This is a genomic window from Rhizobium sp. Root483D2, from assembly GCF_001426685.1.
GTDB classification, from domain to species: Bacteria; Pseudomonadota; Alphaproteobacteria; order Rhizobiales; family Rhizobiaceae; genus Pararhizobium; species Pararhizobium qamdonense.
In genome coordinates this window covers 336-19,861 of sequence record NZ_LMFB01000011.1, presented here as the reverse complement: position 1 = coordinate 19,861, position 19,526 = coordinate 336, and the positions used below count along the sequence as shown (strand labels likewise).

At 59.4% G+C, this 19,526-nt stretch carries 19 protein-coding genes and 1 tRNA gene; 7 read left to right on the top strand and 13 right to left on the bottom strand.

The genetic code is table 11. The annotated features are described in order from the left end of the window. Window positions 1-22: 22 nt before the first annotated feature. The 4 genes from kaiB to ASD32_RS09125 form a co-directional block, all read right to left on the bottom strand. Window positions 23-370: a circadian clock protein KaiB gene (kaiB, locus tag ASD32_RS09140; RefSeq protein WP_082546710.1), complete on the bottom strand. Its 348-nt coding sequence runs from the start codon at window positions 368-370 to the stop codon at window positions 23-25. After that, the gene (kaiC, locus tag ASD32_RS09135; protein WP_060637724.1) at window positions 367-2,067 is read right to left on the bottom strand and encodes a circadian clock protein KaiC; all 1,701 of its coding nucleotides are present in this window, start codon (window positions 2,065-2,067) and stop codon (window positions 367-369) included. Before kaiC ends, kaiB begins: the two co-directional genes overlap by 4 nt. Before the next feature lie 5 nt (window positions 2,068-2,072). Next, window positions 2,073-2,261, bottom strand: a complete 189-nt coding sequence (locus ASD32_RS09130; RefSeq protein ID WP_060637723.1) for a YlcI/YnfO family protein — start codon at window positions 2,259-2,261, stop codon at window positions 2,073-2,075. 183 nt (window positions 2,262-2,444) lie between these two features. After that, the gene (locus tag ASD32_RS09125; RefSeq protein ID WP_060637722.1) at window positions 2,445-3,149 is read right to left on the bottom strand and encodes a GntR family transcriptional regulator; all 705 of its coding nucleotides are present in this window, start codon (window positions 3,147-3,149) and stop codon (window positions 2,445-2,447) included. A gap of 267 nt (window positions 3,150-3,416) precedes the next feature. Between ASD32_RS09125 and ASD32_RS09120 the strand changes: the two genes are divergently transcribed. From ASD32_RS09120 to ASD32_RS09100, 5 genes are all read left to right on the top strand, one after another. Continuing rightward, window positions 3,417-4,505: an ABC transporter ATP-binding protein gene (locus ASD32_RS09120; protein ID WP_060637721.1), complete on the top strand. Its 1,089-nt coding sequence runs from the start codon at window positions 3,417-3,419 to the stop codon at window positions 4,503-4,505. Window positions 4,506-4,538: 33 nt separating this feature from the next. Next, window positions 4,539-5,828 (top strand): PotD/PotF family extracellular solute-binding protein, encoded by a 1,290-nt coding sequence (locus ASD32_RS09115; protein ID WP_060637720.1) that lies wholly within the window; start codon window positions 4,539-4,541, stop codon window positions 5,826-5,828. A gap of 210 nt (window positions 5,829-6,038) precedes the next feature. Then, the gene (locus ASD32_RS09110) at window positions 6,039-6,908 is read left to right on the top strand and encodes an ABC transporter permease (RefSeq protein WP_244490146.1); all 870 of its coding nucleotides are present in this window, start codon (window positions 6,039-6,041) and stop codon (window positions 6,906-6,908) included. 1 nt (window position 6,909) lies between these two features. Then, window positions 6,910-7,731 (top strand): ABC transporter permease, encoded by an 822-nt coding sequence (locus ASD32_RS09105; RefSeq protein ID WP_060637719.1) that lies wholly within the window; start codon window positions 6,910-6,912, stop codon window positions 7,729-7,731. Window positions 7,732-7,737: 6 nt separating this feature from the next. Next, window positions 7,738-8,469, top strand: coding sequence for an aspartate/glutamate racemase family protein (locus ASD32_RS09100; RefSeq protein ID WP_060637718.1), 732 nt, complete (start codon window positions 7,738-7,740; stop codon window positions 8,467-8,469). A gap of 73 nt (window positions 8,470-8,542) precedes the next feature. Here the strand turns inward: ASD32_RS09100 and ASD32_RS09095 are convergent, their stop codons facing one another. Further along, on the bottom strand, window positions 8,543-9,376 hold the full coding sequence (locus ASD32_RS09095; protein WP_060637717.1) for an AraC family transcriptional regulator: 834 nt from the start codon (window positions 9,374-9,376) through the stop codon (window positions 8,543-8,545). Window positions 9,377-9,647: 271 nt separating this feature from the next. On the opposite strand from ASD32_RS09095, the gene ASD32_RS09090 reads away from it, so the two are divergent. After that, entirely contained in the window at window positions 9,648-10,568 is a 921-nt protein-coding gene (locus ASD32_RS09090) for an AraC family transcriptional regulator (RefSeq protein WP_244490143.1), read from the top strand. 94 nt (window positions 10,569-10,662) lie between these two features. Here ASD32_RS09090 and ASD32_RS09085 read toward each other — a convergent pair whose 3' ends face one another. From ASD32_RS09085 to ASD32_RS09055, 7 genes are all read right to left on the bottom strand, one after another. Further along, window positions 10,663-11,499, bottom strand: coding sequence for an alpha/beta hydrolase (locus ASD32_RS09085; RefSeq protein WP_060637788.1), 837 nt, complete (start codon window positions 11,497-11,499; stop codon window positions 10,663-10,665). Window positions 11,500-11,783: 284 nt separating this feature from the next. Then, a complete protein-coding gene (locus tag ASD32_RS09080) occupies window positions 11,784-13,385 on the bottom strand; it encodes an MFS transporter (protein ID WP_060637716.1) in 1,602 nt (533 codons plus the stop codon). Continuing rightward, window positions 13,382-13,825 (bottom strand): DoxX family protein, encoded by a 444-nt coding sequence (locus ASD32_RS09075; protein ID WP_060637787.1) that lies wholly within the window; start codon window positions 13,823-13,825, stop codon window positions 13,382-13,384. Before ASD32_RS09075 ends, ASD32_RS09080 begins: the two co-directional genes overlap by 4 nt. Window positions 13,826-14,026: 201 nt before the next feature. After that, window positions 14,027-16,009 (bottom strand): amidohydrolase, encoded by a 1,983-nt coding sequence (locus ASD32_RS09070; RefSeq protein WP_060637715.1) that lies wholly within the window; start codon window positions 16,007-16,009, stop codon window positions 14,027-14,029. Further along, window positions 16,009-16,299 carry a XapX domain-containing protein gene (locus tag ASD32_RS09065; RefSeq protein ID WP_060637714.1) on the bottom strand — a complete coding sequence of 97 codons (291 nt, stop codon included), beginning with the start codon at window positions 16,297-16,299 and terminating at the stop codon, window positions 16,009-16,011. The genes ASD32_RS09070 and ASD32_RS09065 overlap by 1 nt, the downstream gene beginning before the upstream one ends. A 72-nt stretch (window positions 16,300-16,371) precedes the next feature. Beyond that, window positions 16,372-17,061 (bottom strand): hydrolase, encoded by a 690-nt coding sequence (locus tag ASD32_RS09060; protein ID WP_060637713.1) that lies wholly within the window; start codon window positions 17,059-17,061, stop codon window positions 16,372-16,374. 106 nt (window positions 17,062-17,167) lie between these two features. Beyond that, complete coding sequence (locus ASD32_RS09055) at window positions 17,168-18,097, bottom strand: ring-cleaving dioxygenase (protein ID WP_060637712.1); 930 nt, start codon at window positions 18,095-18,097, stop codon at window positions 17,168-17,170. Window positions 18,098-18,216: 119 nt separating this feature from the next. On the opposite strand from ASD32_RS09055, the gene ASD32_RS09050 reads away from it, so the two are divergent. Then, entirely contained in the window at window positions 18,217-19,116 is a 900-nt protein-coding gene (locus tag ASD32_RS09050; RefSeq protein ID WP_060637711.1) for a LysR family transcriptional regulator, read from the top strand. Window positions 19,117-19,293: 177 nt separating this feature from the next. Here the strand turns inward: ASD32_RS09050 and ASD32_RS09045 are convergent. Further along, a tRNA-Met gene (locus tag ASD32_RS09045) sits at window positions 19,294-19,370 on the bottom strand. Window positions 19,371-19,526 lie beyond the last annotated feature (156 nt).

Genomic DNA, 19,526 nt, shown 5'->3' with positions numbered 1-19,526 from the left:
CTCGGGGTTTCATCCATGCCGCTCACGTCAACGGCTGCAGGTCGAGGCCGACGAGAACGCGCTCGGAGTCCGAAAGATTACCGATGATGCGTTTCAATGGTGGCGGCAGACGCCGCACGAGGGTAGGGACCGCTAGGATTTGGTCACCGGCAGCAAGCTGCGGGTTTTCCAGGAGGTCGATGACCTCGATCCGGTACCGTCCGGCAAGATGTTCCTCGCATATCTGCTTAAGATTGGCCAAAGCCGCAGCAGACTTGGGCGTATTGCCAGCCACGTAAAGGCGCAAATTGTAGTGGCCGTCGTCAACGGCCTCGCCGCCTACTCCCAAACCGTCATTCAAGCCCTGTTCTTCATCATCCAGCCCGCTCATTCCGCAGCTCCCCGGCGCGCGGCCATCGCGTCCCTGTTCTTGGCAAAGGACGTCTCGCGCGCGGCATCCTGTTCGAGTACCCGGTTGACCTCCTCCTCCTCAGCCTCAAGTGCAGATCTAAGGTCGGCGATCTGGCGCTCGATCGTTTCGCGCCGCCGCTCGATATCACGCCGGCGCCGCGTGTTCTCCTGTTCCCGGCGCGTTTCTTCCACCGCGTCCGCCGCTTCCTGTGCCAAGCGCGAAGACCCTGTCAGCACCCCGCCGGCGCCGACATAGGCATTGATGAGATGGATACCTCGGGTGCCCAGAACATATTCGCGGATTTGGTTGGAGTGGCTCATGCCACGGGATTTCAAAACGTAGAGACCCCGGTTGCGCTCGCCGTTCGATTCGACATGTACAAGCGAAAGCCACGTATCCATCAGTGACGACATGCCGATATCCGTGGCGTCGGTCACCTGCTGGCCGGAGACGAGATTGGTCAAAATTGCGGTCGTACCGTTGCTTTTGAGAAGGTCGATGACGCGGAGCAGGGCCGAGTGCACTTCGCCCTGTTCCCCGCGCAACGACGAGATCGGATCGAGCACAACGGCGTCCGGTTTGAACCGTTCGATTTCGCGGTGCATGCGGGCCAGGTGCATCTCAAGCCCGGACAGGCTCGGGCGTGCGGCCTCGAACTTCAACAGGCCGGCATCGACCCATGGCTCAAGATCGATGCCGATCGATCGCATGTTGCGGACGATCTGCGCTGGCGATTCCTCGAAGGCAAAATACAGACACTTTTCACCGCGCCGGCAGGCAGCATCGACGAAGCTGCTGGCGATGCTGGTTTTTCCGGTCCCTGCCGTCCCCGAGATGAGGACGCTGGAGCCGCGATAAAACCCACCGACGCCCAACATGCCATCAAGGCCGGGGATCCCGGTCGATACCGCGTCGTTATTGGTCGAATGGGCAAGCCCGGCCGAGGTGATCGGCAAAACGGAGATGCCCTGATCGTCGATGAGAAACGGATACTCGTTGGTGCCATGCGCAGAGCCGCGATATTTGACGATGCGGATGCGACGCGTGGTGATCTGATGCTCGACGCGATTGTCGAGCAGGATCACACAGTCAGAAATATATTCCTCCAGCCCGTAACGGGTGAGGGACCCTTCGCCCCGCTCCGCCGTGATGATCGCAGTGACGCCCTGTTCCTTCAGCCAGGCAAACAGGCGCCTCAGTTCAGCGCGAAGAATATCCGTATTGCCAAGACCGGCAAACAGGACCTCAAGCGTGTCCAGAACGACCCGCTTGGCGCCGATGCTCTTGATCGCGTGATCGAGCCGGATGAACAATCCGTCGAGATCATAATCTCCCGACTGCTCTATCTCGCTCTTCTCCACCCGGACATAGTCCATCACGATCTTCTTGGCATCCATCAGGCTCTGCAGATCATAGCCCAGCGACTGGACATTCAAGGCCAGATCCTCGCTGGCTTCCTCGAAGCTCATGAACACGCCCGGCTCGTCAAACATCGTCGCGCCATTGACGAGAACCGTCATGGCAAACAGGGTCTTGCCACAGCCCGGCCCGCCGCAGACGAGGGTCGGCCGTTGGGCGGGAAGACCGCCCAGCGTAACGTCGTCGAAGCCTAGGATCCCGGTTGCGGCTTTCGGAAGCGCCGTTCCTGCCACGAGGGAGGGAGAGATGGATGTCATGCTGATTATCGTCCTTCCGTCGATCCGGCCATCGTCTTGGGCCGGGTATGGGGCGCAAGCGCAATATTGGCTCCGATGCGGTCACGAAGCGCTGTCTCGATAAAATTGGTCAGATTGCGATTTTCTCGAACCGCACAATCGCGAACGGCATCCAAGAGATCCGGATCGATACGCACTGTGATGGGGATTTTCATAGGCGCTGCTCCGGTTGGTCTTGAGGGGGTACATGGAGCAGGCAATGCCATTTGCAATACGGCCTATCGTAATTTTAAAGCCTTGAACAACGCGGGCCGGAGGCAGCACCGTGATCGCTCCCGGCCGGCTTGCTGCAGACATTGAGGATAATGAAAGATGCACTCTTTACAGGGACCAGCGGCCTATAGCCGGAATGCTTCGCGCAGGTTGTGTCCCTTGTTTTCCCGCATGTCGAGATCGGCTTCGATATGGTCGATATGATGGATCATCTGATGGCAGGCGCTGTCGAGATCGCCGCGTTCGATGGCGGTGACGATGTCCTGATGTTCCTGGTGGCCGCAGCTTGAAATGGCCGATTGACCATAAAGGGCGATGACCAGCGAGGAGCGGGCGACGAGCTCATCCATAAAGCGCTGCATGACGGCATTGCCGGTCATCGATGCCAGCATCAGATGGAAATCGCCCGACGCCTTGATCTCAGCGCGCCGTGCCGTCTGGCCGCGCTCGTTCATCAGGCGGCCCTCTTCCAAAAGCACCTGCCGCAAATGCTGGAAATGCGACGGCCCCATATGCTTGGCGGCCTCGCGCAAAATGCCCGGCTCGATCATCCGGCGGGTGGCGAAGATCTGGCGGGCCTCCTCCGGCGAGGGATAGGCAACGAAGGCGCCGCGGTTCTTTTCGACATTGACGAGGCCTTCATAGGACAGAGCCTGCAGAGCGCCGCGCACCAGCGTGCGGCTGACATTGAACAGCGCGCCGACATCGGCCTCCGACAGCTTGGTGCCGGGGGCAAGCCGGCGATCGACGATCGCATCACGAATGGAATCCCGGATATAATCGGTGCTGACGTCGATCTGGTCTTCGGCGGGCGCTGCTGCGGTTTTCATTGCATCTCATTCCGGGTTGCTTGCTCTATACTAGCGTTTTCCCCCAGCAAAGTTAACCCGAATTTGTCGGCACTCATATGGCCAAATTGTATACGATTTGATGAGCACATTGCAGACGAATGTCTATATTTTAAGCAAAACTGAAATTGTCCAAATTTCAAGCGATTTCACCGTTATCAATTTTTCCCAATCTTGTCAGATATTTGTCTGCGGCGATGGAGTCTGGCACGCTTGATGCATTGCTCTTCCCGTCACAGGGGAGACATGATGTCCAAAGCGGCTGAAATCGATATCGTATCCGTTTCCAAGGTTTATGGCAGCACGACCGCCGTCCATGCCATCAGCCTGAAAATACCTTCCGGCAGCTATTGCTGTTTCCTCGGCCCTTCCGGCTGCGGCAAGACCTCGACGCTGAGGATGATTGCCGGTCACGAAAGCATTTCGTCGGGCGATATCCGGCTCGGCAATGTTGTGGTCACCGACTTTCCGCCGGCCAAGCGCGGCACGGCGATGATGTTTCAGTCCTATGCGCTGTTTCCCCATCTCGATCTCATCGACAATGTCGCCTTCAGCCTGAAGATGAAGGGCGTTGATAAGCAGGAACGCCGCGCCAAGGCGCTCGATATGCTGAAACTGATGCAGATGGAGCCCTATGCCAATCGGCGCCCGGCCCAGCTTTCCGGAGGCCAGCAGCAGCGCGTGGCGCTGGCCCGCGCTCTGATCACCGATCCGGAAGCGCTTCTCCTCGACGAGCCGCTGTCGGCGCTCGATCCGTTTTTGAAGATCCGCATGCGCGCCGAACTGAAGAAGCTGCAGAAAAGCCTCGGCATCACCTTCGTGCATGTGACCCACAGCCAGGAAGAGGCCATGGCGCTGGCCGATATCATCGTCATCATGAATGACGGCCGCATCGAGCAGGCAGCGCATCCGCGCGACGTCTTCGAGCGCCCGGCGACGGCTTTCGTTGCCCGGTTCATGGGCGATCACAACGTTCTGACCGGCCGCGTCATCGGCAGCGGCGAGGGCAGGGTGACGCTGGAAGTGGCGGAGGGCCAGACATTCACCGTGGCCGGTCCCGATCAGGAGCCGGGCGCTCCGATCGATATCGGCGTGCGCACCGACCGCGTCCGGCTGGCCGCGCCATCGGAGAAGACACTCGGCTTCAACGGCGTGGTCTCCAATGTCGAATACCGCGGCGCCTCGGTGAAAATCACCGTCACTGGGGCCGGCAGCGACGATTTCACCGTGATCACGACCGATGCCGATTATTTCGAGAAACCCGTATCGGTCGGCGATGCGGTGCCGCTCAGCTGGGGCCTCGAAGATGCCGTTCTTTTGGGCCGCATCGCCGCCTGATCCAGTCACACAATCAAAAAAGAGGGAACTGACATGACCAATGAAACAAAGACATCTAAGGGAATTTCAAGGCGCGGCCTGCTGAAAACCGGTGCCGCCGCGACCGGCGCCATGATCGGCTCCGGCCTCATCACCGGTTTCCCGACCATCTGGGCGCAGAACCCGATCACGCTGCGCCAGTTTGGCACCGGCGTCTCCAACATCAATGCCATCGCCGAAAAGTGCAAGGCCGATCTCGGCATCACGCTCGAGATGACGGCGACGGACAGCGACGCTGCCGCCCAGCGCGCCGTTACCCAGCCGGACAGCTACGATATTGCCGATATCGAATACTGGATCCTCAAGAAGGTCTTCCCGGCCGGCGTCATCCAGCCGATGGATGTCAAGAAGCTGAAATATTACGACAAGATCGTGCCACTGTTCAAAACCGGCAAGCTCAAGCCCGACAGTGTCATCGCCCAGGGCACCGCGCCGCATACGGTCGGCTATGTCGAAAAGGCCGGCGACAAAACATTCGCCAACGGCGAAACCGAGCTCTTCACCATGGTACCGACCATCTACAACGCCGATACGCTCGGCATCCGCCCGGACCTCGTCGGCCGCGACATCACCTCCTGGGCCGATATCATGGACCCGGCTTTCAAGGGCAAGACCTCGATCCTCAACATCCCGTCGATCGGCATCATGGATGCGGCGATGATCATGGAAGCACTCGGCAATATCAAATATGCCGACAAGGGCAACATGACCAAGGAAGAGATCGACGCGACGATCGACTTCCTGATCAAGGCCAAGCAGGACGGCCAGTTCCGCGCCTTCTGGAAGTCGTTCGACGAGAGCGTCAACCTGATGGCGTCCGGCGAGGTGGTCATCCAGTCAATGTGGTCGCCGGCCGTTGCCGCCGTCCGCTCGAAGGGCATCGCCTGCAAATACCAGCCGCTCAAGGAAGGCTATCGCTCATGGGGCGGCGGTCTCGGCCTTGCCGCGCATCTGGAAGGTGCGCAGCTCGACGCGGCTTATGAGTATATCAACTGGTACACGTCCGGCTGGGTCGGCGGTTACCTCAACCGCCAGGGCTACTATTCCGCCGCCATGGACACCGCCAAGGAATTCATGACCGCCGACGAATGGGGTTACTGGATCGAAGGCAAGGCCGCGACCGGCGACATCATGTCTCCGGAAGGCAAGATCATGGAAAAAGCCGGCGCGATCCGCGATGGCGGCTCGTTCGAAGAACGCATGGGCAAGGTTGCCTGCTGGAACTCGGTCATGGACGAGGACCGCTACATGGTACGGCGCTGGAACGAGTTCATCGCTGCTTGATGATCTCTACCCTCCCCTTGAGGGGGAGGGTCGGCACGCAGTGCCGGGGTGGGGTGATCGTATTGCGCCAAACAAGGGATCACCCCCACCCGCAGCTTTGCTGCGACCTCCCCCCTCAAGGGGGAGGTAAAGAAACAACCGGAGACCCGACACGTGACCGCAGTCATCACGCAGGACGAGACGCAGATCGAAGCAGGCGGGAAGCCGGGGCTGTCTGAGCGCATCGGCAGGGCTGCGGCCACGCTCGCCTCCTATTTGCAGGCCGTGCCCTTGGCGTTAATCCTCGGCTTCTTCTTCTTGCTGCCGATCCTGATGATCGCCGTCGTCAGTTTCTGGGACTATGACTTTGCCGGGCTCTATCCTGATTTCCTGACCATGAACTATACCGACACGCTCGGCTCCTGGGTCACCTGGAAGACCTATCTGAACACACTGAAATATACGGCACTGGTCTGGGGGCTGACGCTGCTGATCGGTTTCTGGGTTGCCTATTTCCTCGCCTTCCACATCCGCACGACGACCATGCAGATGGTGCTGTTTCTCATCTGCACCGTGCCGTTCCTGACATCGAACATCATCCGGATGATCTCCTGGATCCCGGTGCTTGGCCGCAATGGTCTGGTCAATACAACCCTGATCGAAATGGGCATCATCCCGAGCCCGATCGAGTGGCTGCTCTATTCCGATTTCGCCGTGATATTGGCCATGGTGCATTTGAACACGCTGTTCATGGTGACGCCGATCTTCAATACGCTGATGCGCATCGATCGCTCGCTGATCGAAGCGGCCCGCGATGCCGGCGCCAATGGCTGGCAGATCCTCTGGAACGTCATCATCCCGCTGGCAAAACCGGGCATCGCCATCGGCTCGATCTTCGTGGTAACGCTCGTCATGGCGGATTTCTCCACAGTGCAAGTCATGTCCGGCGGGCAGAGCGCGTCGGTGGCGCTGATGATGAAGAACCAGATGTCGCTGCTGCAATATCCAGCGGCCGCCGCCAATGCCGTCGTGCTTCTGATCGTCGTGCTCCTGATGGTCGCCGCCATCCTGCGCGTCGTCGATATCCGCAAGGAGCTTTAAGATGAGCCACGAGAAACGCACCCTTGAATTCTACGTGCTGGCCGCCTTCTTCACGCTGTTTGTGCTGTTCCTCTACGGACCGCTATCGGCCGTATTCATCCTGTCGTTCCAGGGCCCGGATGGAGGCCTGACATTTCCGCTTAACGGCGTTTCCGTGCACTGGTTCTTTAACCTGTTCGAACAGCAGGCGGTCGGTGATTTCGGCGCCTCGTTCAAACGCTCGTTCACGCTCGGGCTGATGGTCATGATCGTCAATGTCGCGGTGTCGCTGCTGGCCGGTCTTGCCTTTCGGCGCAAGTTCCGGGGATCGACCGTGCTGTTTTATCTCACGGTTGCCAGCCTCGTCGTCCCGTCGATCATCATTTCGCTCGGCATCGGCGTCGTCTTCCAGCAGTTCGGCCTGAAGCCCGCCTGGTATTCCTCGGCATTCGGAGCACATCTCACCTGGACGCTGCCGTTCGGGGTGCTGATCATGTTCGCCGTTTTCAATCGTTTTTCGCCGGCTTATGAGGAAGCCGCGCGCGATCTCGGAGCGTCGTCCTGGCAGACCTTTGCGCATGTCGTTCTGCCGATGATCGCGCCGAGCCTGATCGGCGTTGGCCTGTTCGGCTTCACGCTCTCCTATGACGAATTTGCCCGCACGCTGATGACGTCGGGCACCTACAACACCTTGCCGCTGGAAATCTACGGCATGACGACCAATGTTACCACGCCGGTGCTCTATGCGCTCGGTACCGTCACCACGCTGTTCTCCTTCTCCATCATCCTCTTGGCGCTCGCGATCATTCTGGGCCTGCGCCGCCGTCAGGCGAAAGTGATCTGATCCCGCATGCGCATCCTTATCGTCAATCCCAACACCACCCGATCCATGACGGACAAGGCGGCAGAGGCTGCCCGCGCGGTTGCAAACCCTGGCACCGAAATCGTCACCGCGACTGCAAGGATGGGCCCCGCTTCCATCGAAGGCCATTATGACGGCGCGCTGGCGCTGCCGGGCTTGCTCTCGGAGATCGCAGCCGCCGAAGGCATCGATGCCGCTGTCATAGCCTGCTTTGATGATACGGGGCTGGACGCTGCCCGCGCGCTGGCCAAATTTCCCGTGCTTGGCTTGTGCGAATCCGCATTGGTAACGGCAGGTTTTCTGGCGCAGCGCTTTACAGTGGTTACGACGCTGGAACGCTCGCGCATCCTCCTGGAAAACCTGACGCGCCATTACGGCTTTGGCGGGCGGGCGCGGGTGAGGGCGGCCGACATTCCTGTGCTCGAACTGGAAGACGTCGCCTCCGGGGCGCTTGGCAAGCTGCGGCGGCAGATCGAACTCGCGCTTGCCGAGGATAGCGCCGAGGCGATCGTTCTCGGTTGCGCCGGCATGGCCGATCTGGCCTTTGCGCTGCAACAGGAATACGGCGTGCCCGTCATCGACGGTGTCTCTGCAGCGGTCAAGCAGGCGGAAGCGCTGATCGCCCAACGTCTGACCACCAGCAAGCGGGGCTCTTACGTCACGCCGTTTGCCAAGACATATTCAGGCGTGATGGCGGAGTTTTCACCGGGCGGCAGATAGGGCGCCTGCGGCGTCCCCGAGTTCCACATTGTGATTTCGCGCGCGAGACACGCGTAGACATGGCGTCTACCGATCAGGAATTCCTGCGCCAATTCCCCGGCGTCACGCCGGCGATCGTGGAGAATACCCGGGTAAAATGGCTTTGGTCGGCAAAGCCGCAGGCGATAGCCACCTCGGCGAGCGGTGCATTGGACGTTCGCAGCAGCCCGCGGGCCCGGTTGATCCGTTCGCTCAGAAGCCATTGATACGGTGTCATCCCGGTCGTTTCCCGGAAGGCGCGGATGAAATAGCCGCGTGACAGGTTGCAGGCCTCCGCAACCTGCGCAATCGAGATGTCACCCTCCAGATTCTCAAGTAGGATGCTCTTTGCCAGATCCTCATGTACCCGCGAGAGGGTTCTGATCCGCACCGGCGCCGCTTTTCCCTGTCCGCCATACCGTTGAACCAGATAGGTCCCGATTGCAGTGGTCATCTGCTCGACGAACAGCGCACTGGCTTCTTGCGGCCGTTCAAGCGCCGGCATCAGCGCGCGCGCAAGATTGGAAAGCACGATGTCCTTGGATGCGGTTTCCACCGAAAGCGACGTTATTCCGCTCAGTTCGGCGTCATCGGCAAACCTGGTGAGCGACGCCTGCGAAATCTGGAACAGGAGGAAATCAAAGGGCGTGCTCAGATCCGCTTTGTAGTTTTCAGCGAGATCGCGAATATAGATCGTATTCTCGGCGAATTCGTGGGTCGTGACCTGATGCGGGTGGAAGATGCGGCGCGTATGGCCTGCGGCCAGGGAGACCCCGAGCACAAAGCCCCGATCGCTCGCCGCTGTCTTGACCTGGTCGAGCCGGGCACCGCTCGTGGCCTTGCGGAAAATCGCGATGTCGGACCCCGTCAGCGATTGATTGACCGACAATTGCGTCAACGGGCAGCCGAACCCATCGGTTGCTTTTGCAGGAGCGGTTCCGATCGTACGGTCGGAGACTTGGGCCAAAGGATTACCTTTCTCGCGAAAATACTGGGTTCTGAATCAGGGTACCGCCGCTGCCTTCCGGTTCTACGCGGTTTTTTCCTGATCGTCGAATTTTCTCTCCAAAGATGCTTTTCTACAAGATAGACGTTGGAATGAAGGATAGATACGGTCCAATGGTGGACATCCGGGTTGCAGACCCGGATTCGCAGGTGAGATGATCGAGACAGATGTGAGTGAAGCATTGGCGGCTGGCGACGGAATTGCGGCAGGTTTCGGCATCCCAACAGCAAGGACACTGGTGATCCGGCCGCTTCGCGACGCGCATCTCTCCGTCGTGCATCTCGATCGCTTTTACGAAGACGGCGACGCTCCGGTCCTGTTGCCCCCCGATGATGCATTTCTGGTGATGCTGTATTTGATCGACGTGGATCACTGCGACATCTGGTCGGACCGGCCGCCGGCACCCGTGAAGACATATGCCAAGGGCTCGATTTGCCTGATCAGCCTGAAAAACGGCTCTGCAATTTCGGTGCGGGGACGTTTCGAAGCGCTCGCCTTTCATATTCCCAGTGCTCATCTCGCCGAGCTGACGGAGGAGGCGGGCGAGCCGCAGATCGACAATCTTGAAATCTGCCGCGGCATTGACGATCAGATCATCCGCAACATCGGGGCGGCCCTGATGCCGATGTTCGACATGCCGGACGAGGTGAGGGACATGCTGCTTCCGCATGTCGGGCTGGCATTCAATGCCCATCTTGCGCACCGTTACGGACGGTCTCCAGCCCAGAGCCTTGCGCCGTCCGGCCGGCTGACGTCCATGCAGGAAAAACGCATAAAGACATATATAACCGCGAACCTTTCCAGACCGATGACAATCCATCAGATTGCCGATGCGAGCGGGTTTCATGCGGACGACCTCTGTTCCGGCTTCCTGGCGGCAACCGGACAGCCGGTGCTCGAATGGATTTCGGAATGCCGCGTGAACATGGCCAAATCCTTTCTCAGCAAAAGCGGTGAACCCATCGCCAAAATCGCCGAAATCTGCGGTTTCTCCGATGAAGATGTCCTTATCGAAATCTTCCAGAAAGTGGCAGGTATGGCGCCGCAGGAATGGCGTTCGCGCAACCGCCACTAACATCAGGGAAAGCATTCTCCCGCAACGCTGCAGTAGTCTGGTGATTGGCTGACCCCAAAGGCACATCGCCTTCGGCGCCATCCTGCTTGTTCCTTTACGCCTTGATGAAAGCGAGGAGATCGGCGTTCAGCACGTCAGCATTGATGGTGAGCATGCCATGCGAAAAACCCGGATAGGTCTTGATCGTGCCGTTCTTCAACAGCTTGATGGATTTATGCGCGGCGTCTGCAATCGGCACGATCTGGTCGTCTTCCCCATGCAAAACCAGTGTCGGCACGCTGATGGCCTTCAGGTCTTCGGTCTGGTCCGTTTCGGAAAAAGCCTTGATGCCATCATAGTGTGCATTTGCGGCACCCATCATGCCCTGGCGCCACCAATTTTGAATGACCCCCTCATGCACCACGGCACCTTCGCGGTTGAAGCCATAGAACGGCCCGGTAGGTACGTCACGGAAGAATTGCGCCCGGTTGGCGGCCAATGCAGACCGGAAACCGTCAAAGACCTCCAACGGAAGGCCTTCAGGATTGGCATCGGTCTTCAGCATCAAGGGCGGCACGGCGGAAACAAGCACAGCCTTGGCGACACGGCCAGACGGTTCGCCATGCTTGGCAACGTAGCGGGCCACTTCACCGCCACCCGTTGAATGCCCGATATGAACCGCGTTCTTCAGGTCGAGTGCTTCAACGACGGCAAAGGCGTCGGCGGCGTAGTGGTCCATGTCGTGACCGCTTGAAACCTGCGCCGAACGTCCGTGACCACGGCGGTCATGCGCGATGACACGATAGCCCTGTGCCAGGAAAAACAGCATCTGCGCATCCCAGTCGTCGGCCGAAAGCGGCCAGCCATGATGAAAAACGATCGGCTGCGCGTCCTTTGGACCCCAGTCCTTATAGAAGATCTCCGTGCCGTCTGTGGTTTTAACAAAGCCCATGGTGTTCTCTCCTGTTTGTGCCTGTGTGGCGGTTGCAGCGAAGGTTGAATGGAACGGCAGCGTGATGCCTGCCGCAAGGACAGCGCCGGCACGAAGTGTATCACGCCGGGTGAGCGGAAAAAGACGGTCTGTCATAGCGGCTCCTGCCAGGTTGGATGCGGTTGTTTTGTCTCGTGCAAGTTCATGGGGAGGGAATGAACCAGCACGCTATCGCCCACAATTGCAATAAATCTCATGGTTTAACTGTCCTCATCACAATTGTGGATAGCGTTGGACGTCTCGTATCAGGTCGCTTTGCCCGGCTTGTTGATGGTCAGCAGATGCCGAACGAGCGGTTTTTCCGGGCCGGTGTGAAAAGCCAGAACCTTGCTCTGCAGGTCGGCATCCGCATGCGAGACGCGTTTATGCTGGCGCAGATGCTCAGCCCAGGATTCGACCATGAACCATTCGGTGATCTTTTCCGGATCGGCCGAATCCTCCGTCACGCCCCAGCCATAGGCCCCATCCCGGCGGCGCTCCGACGACATGTCGTTAAGCGCGTGCAGGAACTTGGTACGGTTGAGCTTTTCAACGTGATAGTCGATCAGGATGAGCACGGGGCCGCGGTCATGGGCGACCGGCTCGGCCACGAGCGGTTCCGGCCAATGATTGGACGCGACCAGGTCGGCTTCACCGGAGGGAAGCTTGATCCGGTGCATGATAAGACCGGCGATGAGGAGCCCGACGGCCCCGATCAGAAGCGTGCCGGGAACACCCGCCGCTTCCGCGACCGCACCCCATCCAAGGCTGCCAGCCGTCATCGCGCCGTTGAAGACGGTGAGATAGACGGCCAGTCCACGGCCGCGCACCCAGTTTGGCAGGACGGCCTGTGCCACACCGTTCAGCGTGGTGAGGGCGGTGATCCATGCAGCCCCGAGGAAAAGAAGGACGGCGATGGCCACCCATTGCGGCGGAGCGAGCGAAAGTACGGCCATGACCAGAGCCGTGACGACAGCTGCACCGAGAAGAAGACCGTCGGCATCAAGGCGCTGGCGCAAACGCGGCATCACCAGCGCGCCGCCGATGGCGCCTGCACCGACCGAGCCGAGAAGGAGACCGTAGAAGCCTGCATCACCGCCCAGGAGCTGACGGGCGACCAGCGGCAAAAGCGCCCAGACAGCACTGGCAAAAGCAAAGAAGATCGCAGCCCGCAACAGCACGACATGCAGAGGCTTGCTGGCGCGGGTGTAGCGAAGCCCGGCCCGGAATGCGCCGAAGAAGTTTTCCGACAGTGCATCATCGGCGTTTTTGGCGCGCGGCCACCAGACGAGGGCGGCAATGACGAGAATATAGCTTGCAACATCTGCACCATAGGTCACGGCGGCGCCGAATGCGGCGAGCAGCAAGCCCCCAGCCGCCGGACCGATGGAGCGCGCGATATTGATCCCGAGCGAGTTGAGCGCAACCGCACCCTTCACATCCTCGCGCGGCACCAGTTCCGGCACGATCGCCTGCCAGGTCGGCCCCATCAGTGCCGCTCCGATGCCGCCGAGAAACGTCAGCCCAATCAACGCGCTGACCGACAACATGCCGAAGTGGGACAATGTCATCAGCGAGATGCTAACGCTGGCAAGCAAAAGCTGGATTGCAATCAGAAATTTGCGACGGTCCAGGATGTCCGAAAGCACACCTGCCGGGATTGCCAACAGGAAAATAGGCAGCGTACCGGCGGCCTGGACCATCGCAACAGCCGCGGGGGCCGCCGAAAGGTCGGTCATCAACCATGAACTGGCGACGTCGCGCATGAAACTGCCGGTATTGCCCAGAACCGTCGCTGCCCAGAGGACCGCAAACACCGGCTGACGAAGCGGCGCAAAACTGCCGCCTGACGATTTTATGGCGGTCATTTGCGCGCTCCCTGCGTGAGGTCGGTGATGGCAACCAGGACGAAGGCACCAGCCAGGCCAAGATGCTCAAAGAAGGCATTGGTTGCCATCATGCGCTCCATGCCGGCGGGCATCTCCCAGAACCGCAGCGCAACGAAAGTCGCCAGAAGCGTGAAGACGGCGAGAGAAAGCGCGCCCAGCCAGCGCAGAATGCCGGACAAAACCATTGCCGAGGCCGTGAGTTCGAATGCGATGACACCGGCGGCAGAGAGAGTTGCCGGATGGAGGCCGAAATGCTCCATCTCGGCAACCGCCCCTGGAAAATCAAACAGCTTGGTGAGCGGCCCCTGGATATAGGCTGCACACAGAGCAAGCAGCGCGACAACCCGCGTTGCCGGTGCAGCGAGTATATCGGCTAGAAGCGAGCCCTGGCGGCGGGTGGACAAAAAAGGGTCGATCATGTCTGCTCCTGTAATGCTGTCGGCGAAAGCCATCATTTTGTTTGCGGCTGATGGAGCGATAGTGACTGGAAAGATTATCGCCAACAATTGCATCAATTCTTTCGAATTCATTGCGATTTTTGCAATGAACCATTTGACATCAATCCGGAAAGGCTGGCTAGCGGCAACGGCGGCCCAACCCTTCCGCGGAGCCGCCCGCCGTCACACGGCCCAGCAGGCGCAACCCAGCGCCCCGAAGAAACCCTTCAAATCCGCAATCGGCAGCTTCGCTGTCCATGCTCCGGCATGGTCGTGGCCGTGGACGTTGCAGGAATTGGCGCAGCCGCAGGTCGAGATCGCGGTGCGGCGCAACGAATTCAAGCCCGCGCCTTGCGGCTCGCCCCAGGCAGCATAGCCGCCGAACGTGCGCACAGGAGACCAGTCCGGCATGGCGGGAGGAACATGGTTTTCGTCAAGCGCCTGGAAGTCTTCAGCGCCATAGACGATCTTGCCGCCGACCATGGTCAACAGCGAGGACAGAAACGAAATCTCGTCCTCGGCACAGGTGAAAAAGTCCTTGTCCGGCACGACCAGATCGGCAAACTGGCCCTTTTCGATCCGGCCTTTCTTGCCTTCCTCATTGGAAAACCAGGTGACCTTTTCCGTCCACATGCGCAGCGCGGTCTCGCGGTCGAGGCAGTTGGCGCGGGGATAAAGCTGCATGCCGCCAACCGTCTTGCCCGTGACCATCCAGGACAGCGAGACCCAGGGATTATAGGAGGCCACACGGGTCGCATCGGTACCGGCCGAGACATTGACGCCTTTTTCCAGCATCCGCTTGATCGGCGGCGTGGCCTCCGCAACACCATGGCCATAGCGCTCGACAAAATACTCGCCCTGATAGGCCATGCGGTGCTGGGTCGCGATCCCGCCGCCAAGAGCCGCAATCCGGTCGATGGAGCGATCCGAAATGGTCTCGGCATGGTCGAAAAACCAGTTCAGGCCTTCAAGCGGGATGTCCTTGTTGACCTTCTCGAAGACGTCGAGGGAGCGGCTGATGGTCTCGTCATAGGTGGCATGCATGCGCCACGGCCAGCGGTTTTCAGCGAGAACTCGAACCACCTCTTCAAGCTCGCCTTCCATTTCCGGTGCCATCTCGGGCCGCGGCTGACGGAAGTCTTCGAAATCCGCAGCGGAGAAGACAAGCATTTCGCCAGCGCCATTATGGCGGAAATAGTCGTTGCCCTGCTTGTATTTGACCGACTGCGTCCAGTTGAGAAAGTCCTGCTTCTCCTCCTTCGGCTTCTGCGTGAACAGATTATAGGCAAGGCGCACCGTGAGCTGGTCTTCGTCCGAGAGCTTCTGGATGACAGCGTAATCATCCGGGTAGTTCTGAAAGCCGCCGCCCGCATCGATCACGCCGGTAATGCCGAGCCGGTTCAGCTCCCGCATGAAATGGCGGGTGGAATTGACCTGATATTCGAACGGCAGCTTCGGCCCCTTGGACAGCGTCGAATACAGAATACCGGCATTCGGCTTGGCGAGCAGCAGCCCCGTTGGGTTGCCATTGGCATCGCGGGTGATCTCGCCGCCGGGCGGGTTCGGCGTGTCCCCGGTATAGCCGACAGCGCGAAGGGCAGCCCCGTTGAGCAGCGCGCGGTCATACAAATGCAGCAGAAAGACAGGCGTATCTGGCGCAATTGCATTGATCTCGTCGATCGTCGGCAGCCGTTTTTCGGCAAACTGGTGTTCGGTGAAGCCGCCGACCACGCGCACCCATTGCGGGGCAGGCGTGATGGTCACCTGCCGCCGCAGCATATCCATCGCATCGGCAAGCGAGCGCACGCCATCCCAGCGAAGTTCCATGTTGAAGTTCAGGCCCCCGCGCACGACATGGGTGTGGTTGTCGATGAGGCCTGGCAGCACGCGCTTGCCCTTGAGATCGACGATCTTCGTCTCCGGGCCGGCCAGCGCCATAACCTCGCTGTCCGTACCCACCTCAATGAACAATCCATCCTTGATGGCAACCGCGGTGGCGTTCGGATTGGCGCGGTCAAGCGTCGTGATCAATCCATTATGAAGAACAATATCGGCGTGCATGGAAGCGTCTCCGGTCAGAAAAGGATCGGCGGCATTGGCCGGTGAAAACAGGTTTGCAAAGGCGAGGCTCGATGCCGCGCCCAGGAATGTGCGGCGCGTCGTCATCAGCTTTTCCCCGATACCGGATCGTCACCCTGGGAAGCCGCCGTCGCGATCGTCGCTCCACCTTTGGGGAGATGACCGAACATATGCGGCTTGACCTGATGCAGCCAGGACACGGCGGCTGGCTCGCGGGCCCAGATGCTTTTGACCAACGGTACCAGCTGCTCGCCCACGAGAATTCCAAGCAAACCGACAAGCGCGACGACAGGCGGAGCAGGCGAGCGGACATTGAGCAGGCTATAGACCACACCCACCAGCAGACCGGCGCCAAGTGAAAGGAGATAGAGTTTCATCAGGGATGACCTTCGCTATGAGGACGCGGGCCCCCTCCGGCAGGTGGCGTCCTGCCGGGGGAGGTGACGGCTTTACTGCGCGGGGTTTGGACCGATCCGCTTGCCATGGCTGACGCGCTCAGTGCCACCGTGAACATGCGTCACGGCATAGTCGATCCCCATGCCATAGGCTCCGGAATGTTCCTTCACCAGGGAGGTCACCGCATCATAGGTTTCCTTGCGGGCCCAGTCGCGCTGCCATTCCAACAGGACCTGCTGCCAGGTAACGGGAACGGCGCCCGCCTGCACCATGCGGTCCATCGCATATTTATGCGCATCGACGGACGTGCCGCCGGATGCATCCGCAACCATGTAGATTTCGTAGTCGGTGTCGTTCATGCAGGAGAGCGCAAAGGTCGTGTTGCAAACCTCGGTCCAGAGACCAGCGACGACGATTTTCTTGCGGCCATCGGCGGCATGCTTGGCAAGCGCATCGCGGACGTTCTGATCGTCCCAGGAATTCATCGATGTGCGCTCGAGAATGTCATTGCCGGGAACGACGGCGAGCAGTTCCGGGAAAGTGTTGCCCGAGAAACTGTCTGTCTCGACGGTGGTGATCGTCGTCGGAATGTTGAAGATTTTGGCCGCCTTGGCAAGGCCGACCACATTGTTCTTCAGGACCTGGCGGTCGATCGACTGGACACCGAAGGCCATTTGCGGCTGTTGATCGATGAAGATGATCTGGCTGTTCTGCGGCGTGAGGACCTGGAGTTTATGGGACATCTGACATTTTCCTTTTGACTGGATTGAAAGTAGGCATGGGGCAGGGAAGACATTTCGTCTTGAATGTTCGGACGCTGAATTGTCGGAAAGCGACGTGGCGGTCATGTTAGGCCGCCAGTGGCTGCAGACCGGCTTCGATCTGACCGCGGTACGGCTCATACCGGGCCGGCAGCTTCAAAACCTCGCCGAGATGCGCCGTATCCTCGTCGCGGTCGAAACCGGGCTCGTTGGTGGCAATCTCGAACAGCACGCCGCCGGGCGTGCGAAAATAGATCGCCCAGAAGTAGTCGCGGTCGATGACCGGCGTGACTTGATAGCCCGTATCCATCAGAGCTTTGCGGACTTCGAGTTGCTTTTCGCGATTTTTGACCGCAAAGGCGATGTGATGAACCGAACCGGCACCCTGCCGCGCATGGGGCGTCCCGGACAGTGCCTCAAGATCGATCGTATCGGCGCCATTGCCGCCGGGAATGATGAAGCGGGTCACATTCCCGTCCGTCTCAGCCCGCTCATAGCCCATGAAGCCGAGAAGTTCGGCCGTTGCAGCGGCCTCATGCAGGCGAAACTTCGCGCCTGAAAATCCACGGATAGCCGCGCTGCCGGGGATACCGGAGCCAGTCCAGCCTTGGCGGACATCGTCAGCTTCGATCAAGGCAAAGCCTTCGCCATCCGGTCCCTGGAACATGAGGCTGCCGGCGCCGAACACCGTCCCACTCCGGACATTGCCTGCGCCCTTTGATGTCAGGCAATCCTGCCAGAAGGAGAGGGCGCCCTTTGGAACGGAAAACTGCGTTTCGCTGACTTCGCCGACGCCAGGGCGTGCGCGCATCATATTCGGAAACGGAAAGGAGGTCATGACGCTGCCGGGGGTGCCGGTTTCGTCGCCGTAATAGAGATGGTAGACATTGGGATCGTCGAAATTGACAGTCTTCTTCACACGGCGCAGGCCAAGCGTGTCCGTGAAGAAAGCGTTATTCTCCCGCGCGCCGGATGCCATCGACGTGATGTGATGCAGTCCCTTGATATCCTTGATCATGACGTTTTCCTTTCGGTGCAGATGTTGTTCGTCTTGCGTGATTGGAATTTACGTCAGTTGCTCAATGGCCAGAATTGTAATAATTCTTGTCAATGTATTGCAACAGGTGAAACAATCCGATGAATGACTACAAGGCTCTGCGAACGTTTCTTCTGGCTGCCGAAAAGCGGAATTTTGCTCAAGTGGCACGCGAACTGGACATGACGCCGGCTGCCGTCACGCGCGCCATTGCCGCCCTTGAAGAGGATCTCGGCGTTCAGCTCTTCGTTCGAACCACACGCCAGGTCTCCCTGACGACGGATGGAGCGATCTATGCAGCTCAGGTTCAGCCTGCGATGGAGGTGCTGGAAAACGCGCGCAAAGAGGTGATGAACATGCATAAAGCCGATCACGGCCGGCTGCGGATCAGTGCGCCGACCTGGTTCGGCCAGCAGATCCTGCCACCGATCCTGTCCGGTTTCACGGAACTTTACCCAAAGATCAGCTTCGAAATCTCGCTCGCGGACGGGCTGGTGAACATTATCGATGATGATTACGATCTGGCGATCCGCATCTCGGCCGCACCTTCGGACAAGTTCACCATCTGGCGAAAGATCAGCATCGTACACCGCATCCTCGTCGCCGCGCCGGGAAGCCGGTTTGCCGACATGAAACACCCGAACGAGCTGACACCGGACGATTGCCTGGCCTATAGCGGCGAAAGCAAACGCGAGACCTGGACCTTGTCGGATGGAAGCGGCAGTGCCACGATTTCAGCGGGTAGAGCCTTCAGCACCAATAGCGGCGGCGTTCTCGCCGACATGGCCGCACATGGCACAGGCGTCGCGATGCTCCCAAAATTCCACGTCGCCGAACATCTGCGCACAGGCAGACTGATCCACGTCCTGAACGGCTGGTCGCCCCCGGACCTCTGGCTGACGCTGTACTATCCGCCCTACCAAGCCTTGCCACCCCGGATCGCGTCGTTCTCGAAATTTTTCGAACAACAGGCGCCGGCATTTATGACCGCGATCGAGTGATCGTCTGTGATTTTGATTTGGGGGGAGGGAGACGACACGATCCTATACGGACCGCAGCAGGCAGACGCGTGGCGCCTGATCGGCAGATGACAGATCTTCCGATCAGGCACTCACCTGCACCTTAAACGCCAAAAAGCCCGCGAACATTTCTGTCACGCGGGCTTTTTGTTGTTATTTTGGTTGCGGGGGCAGGATTTGAACCTGCGGCCTTCAGGTTATGAGCCTGACGAGCTACCGGGCTGCTCCACCCCGCGGAAAGCGCCAATCCCTTTCAGGGATTTGTCGCGTTGCGTCACCGCTTTGCGGTGATGCTGACGTCCTGAGCAAATTGCCGAGGGCAATTTGTCTCATGTAAGGGACGGGGAGATAAATTCTCAGCGACCCTGTTTGATGTCTGTTTCCCGGCATTA

Excerpts from the sequence above, each read along its gene's own strand:
- kaiB (WP_082546710.1), bottom strand. The coding sequence starts at position 370 with ATGAGCGGGCTGGATGATGAAGAACAGGGCTTGAATGACGGTTTGGGA.
- kaiC (WP_060637724.1), bottom strand. The coding sequence starts at position 2,067 with ATGACATCCATCTCTCCCTCCCTCGTGGCAGGAACGGCGCTTCCGAAA.
- ASD32_RS09130 (WP_060637723.1), bottom strand. The coding sequence starts at position 2,261 with ATGAAAATCCCCATCACAGTGCGTATCGATCCGGATCTCTTGGATGCC.
- ASD32_RS09125 (WP_060637722.1), bottom strand. The coding sequence starts at position 3,149 with ATGAAAACCGCAGCAGCGCCCGCCGAAGACCAGATCGACGTCAGCACC.
- ASD32_RS09120 (WP_060637721.1), top strand. The coding sequence starts at position 3,417 with ATGTCCAAAGCGGCTGAAATCGATATCGTATCCGTTTCCAAGGTTTAT.
- ASD32_RS09115 (WP_060637720.1), top strand. The coding sequence starts at position 4,539 with ATGACCAATGAAACAAAGACATCTAAGGGAATTTCAAGGCGCGGCCTG.
- ASD32_RS09105 (WP_060637719.1), top strand. The coding sequence starts at position 6,910 with ATGAGCCACGAGAAACGCACCCTTGAATTCTACGTGCTGGCCGCCTTC.
- ASD32_RS09100 (WP_060637718.1), top strand. The coding sequence starts at position 7,738 with ATGCGCATCCTTATCGTCAATCCCAACACCACCCGATCCATGACGGAC.
- ASD32_RS09090 (WP_244490143.1), top strand. The coding sequence starts at position 9,648 with ATGATCGAGACAGATGTGAGTGAAGCATTGGCGGCTGGCGACGGAATT.
- ASD32_RS09085 (WP_060637788.1), bottom strand. The coding sequence starts at position 11,499 with ATGGGCTTTGTTAAAACCACAGACGGCACGGAGATCTTCTATAAGGAC.
- ASD32_RS09080 (WP_060637716.1), bottom strand. The coding sequence starts at position 13,385 with ATGACCGCCATAAAATCGTCAGGCGGCAGTTTTGCGCCGCTTCGTCAG.
- ASD32_RS09075 (WP_060637787.1), bottom strand. The coding sequence starts at position 13,825 with ATGATCGACCCTTTTTTGTCCACCCGCCGCCAGGGCTCGCTTCTAGCC.
- ASD32_RS09070 (WP_060637715.1), bottom strand. The coding sequence starts at position 16,009 with ATGACGACGCGCCGCACATTCCTGGGCGCGGCATCGAGCCTCGCCTTT.
- ASD32_RS09065 (WP_060637714.1), bottom strand. The coding sequence starts at position 16,299 with ATGAAACTCTATCTCCTTTCACTTGGCGCCGGTCTGCTGGTGGGTGTG.
- ASD32_RS09060 (WP_060637713.1), bottom strand. The coding sequence starts at position 17,061 with ATGTCCCATAAACTCCAGGTCCTCACGCCGCAGAACAGCCAGATCATC.
- ASD32_RS09055 (WP_060637712.1), bottom strand. The coding sequence starts at position 18,097 with ATGATCAAGGATATCAAGGGACTGCATCACATCACGTCGATGGCATCC.
- ASD32_RS09050 (WP_060637711.1), top strand. The coding sequence starts at position 18,217 with ATGAATGACTACAAGGCTCTGCGAACGTTTCTTCTGGCTGCCGAAAAG.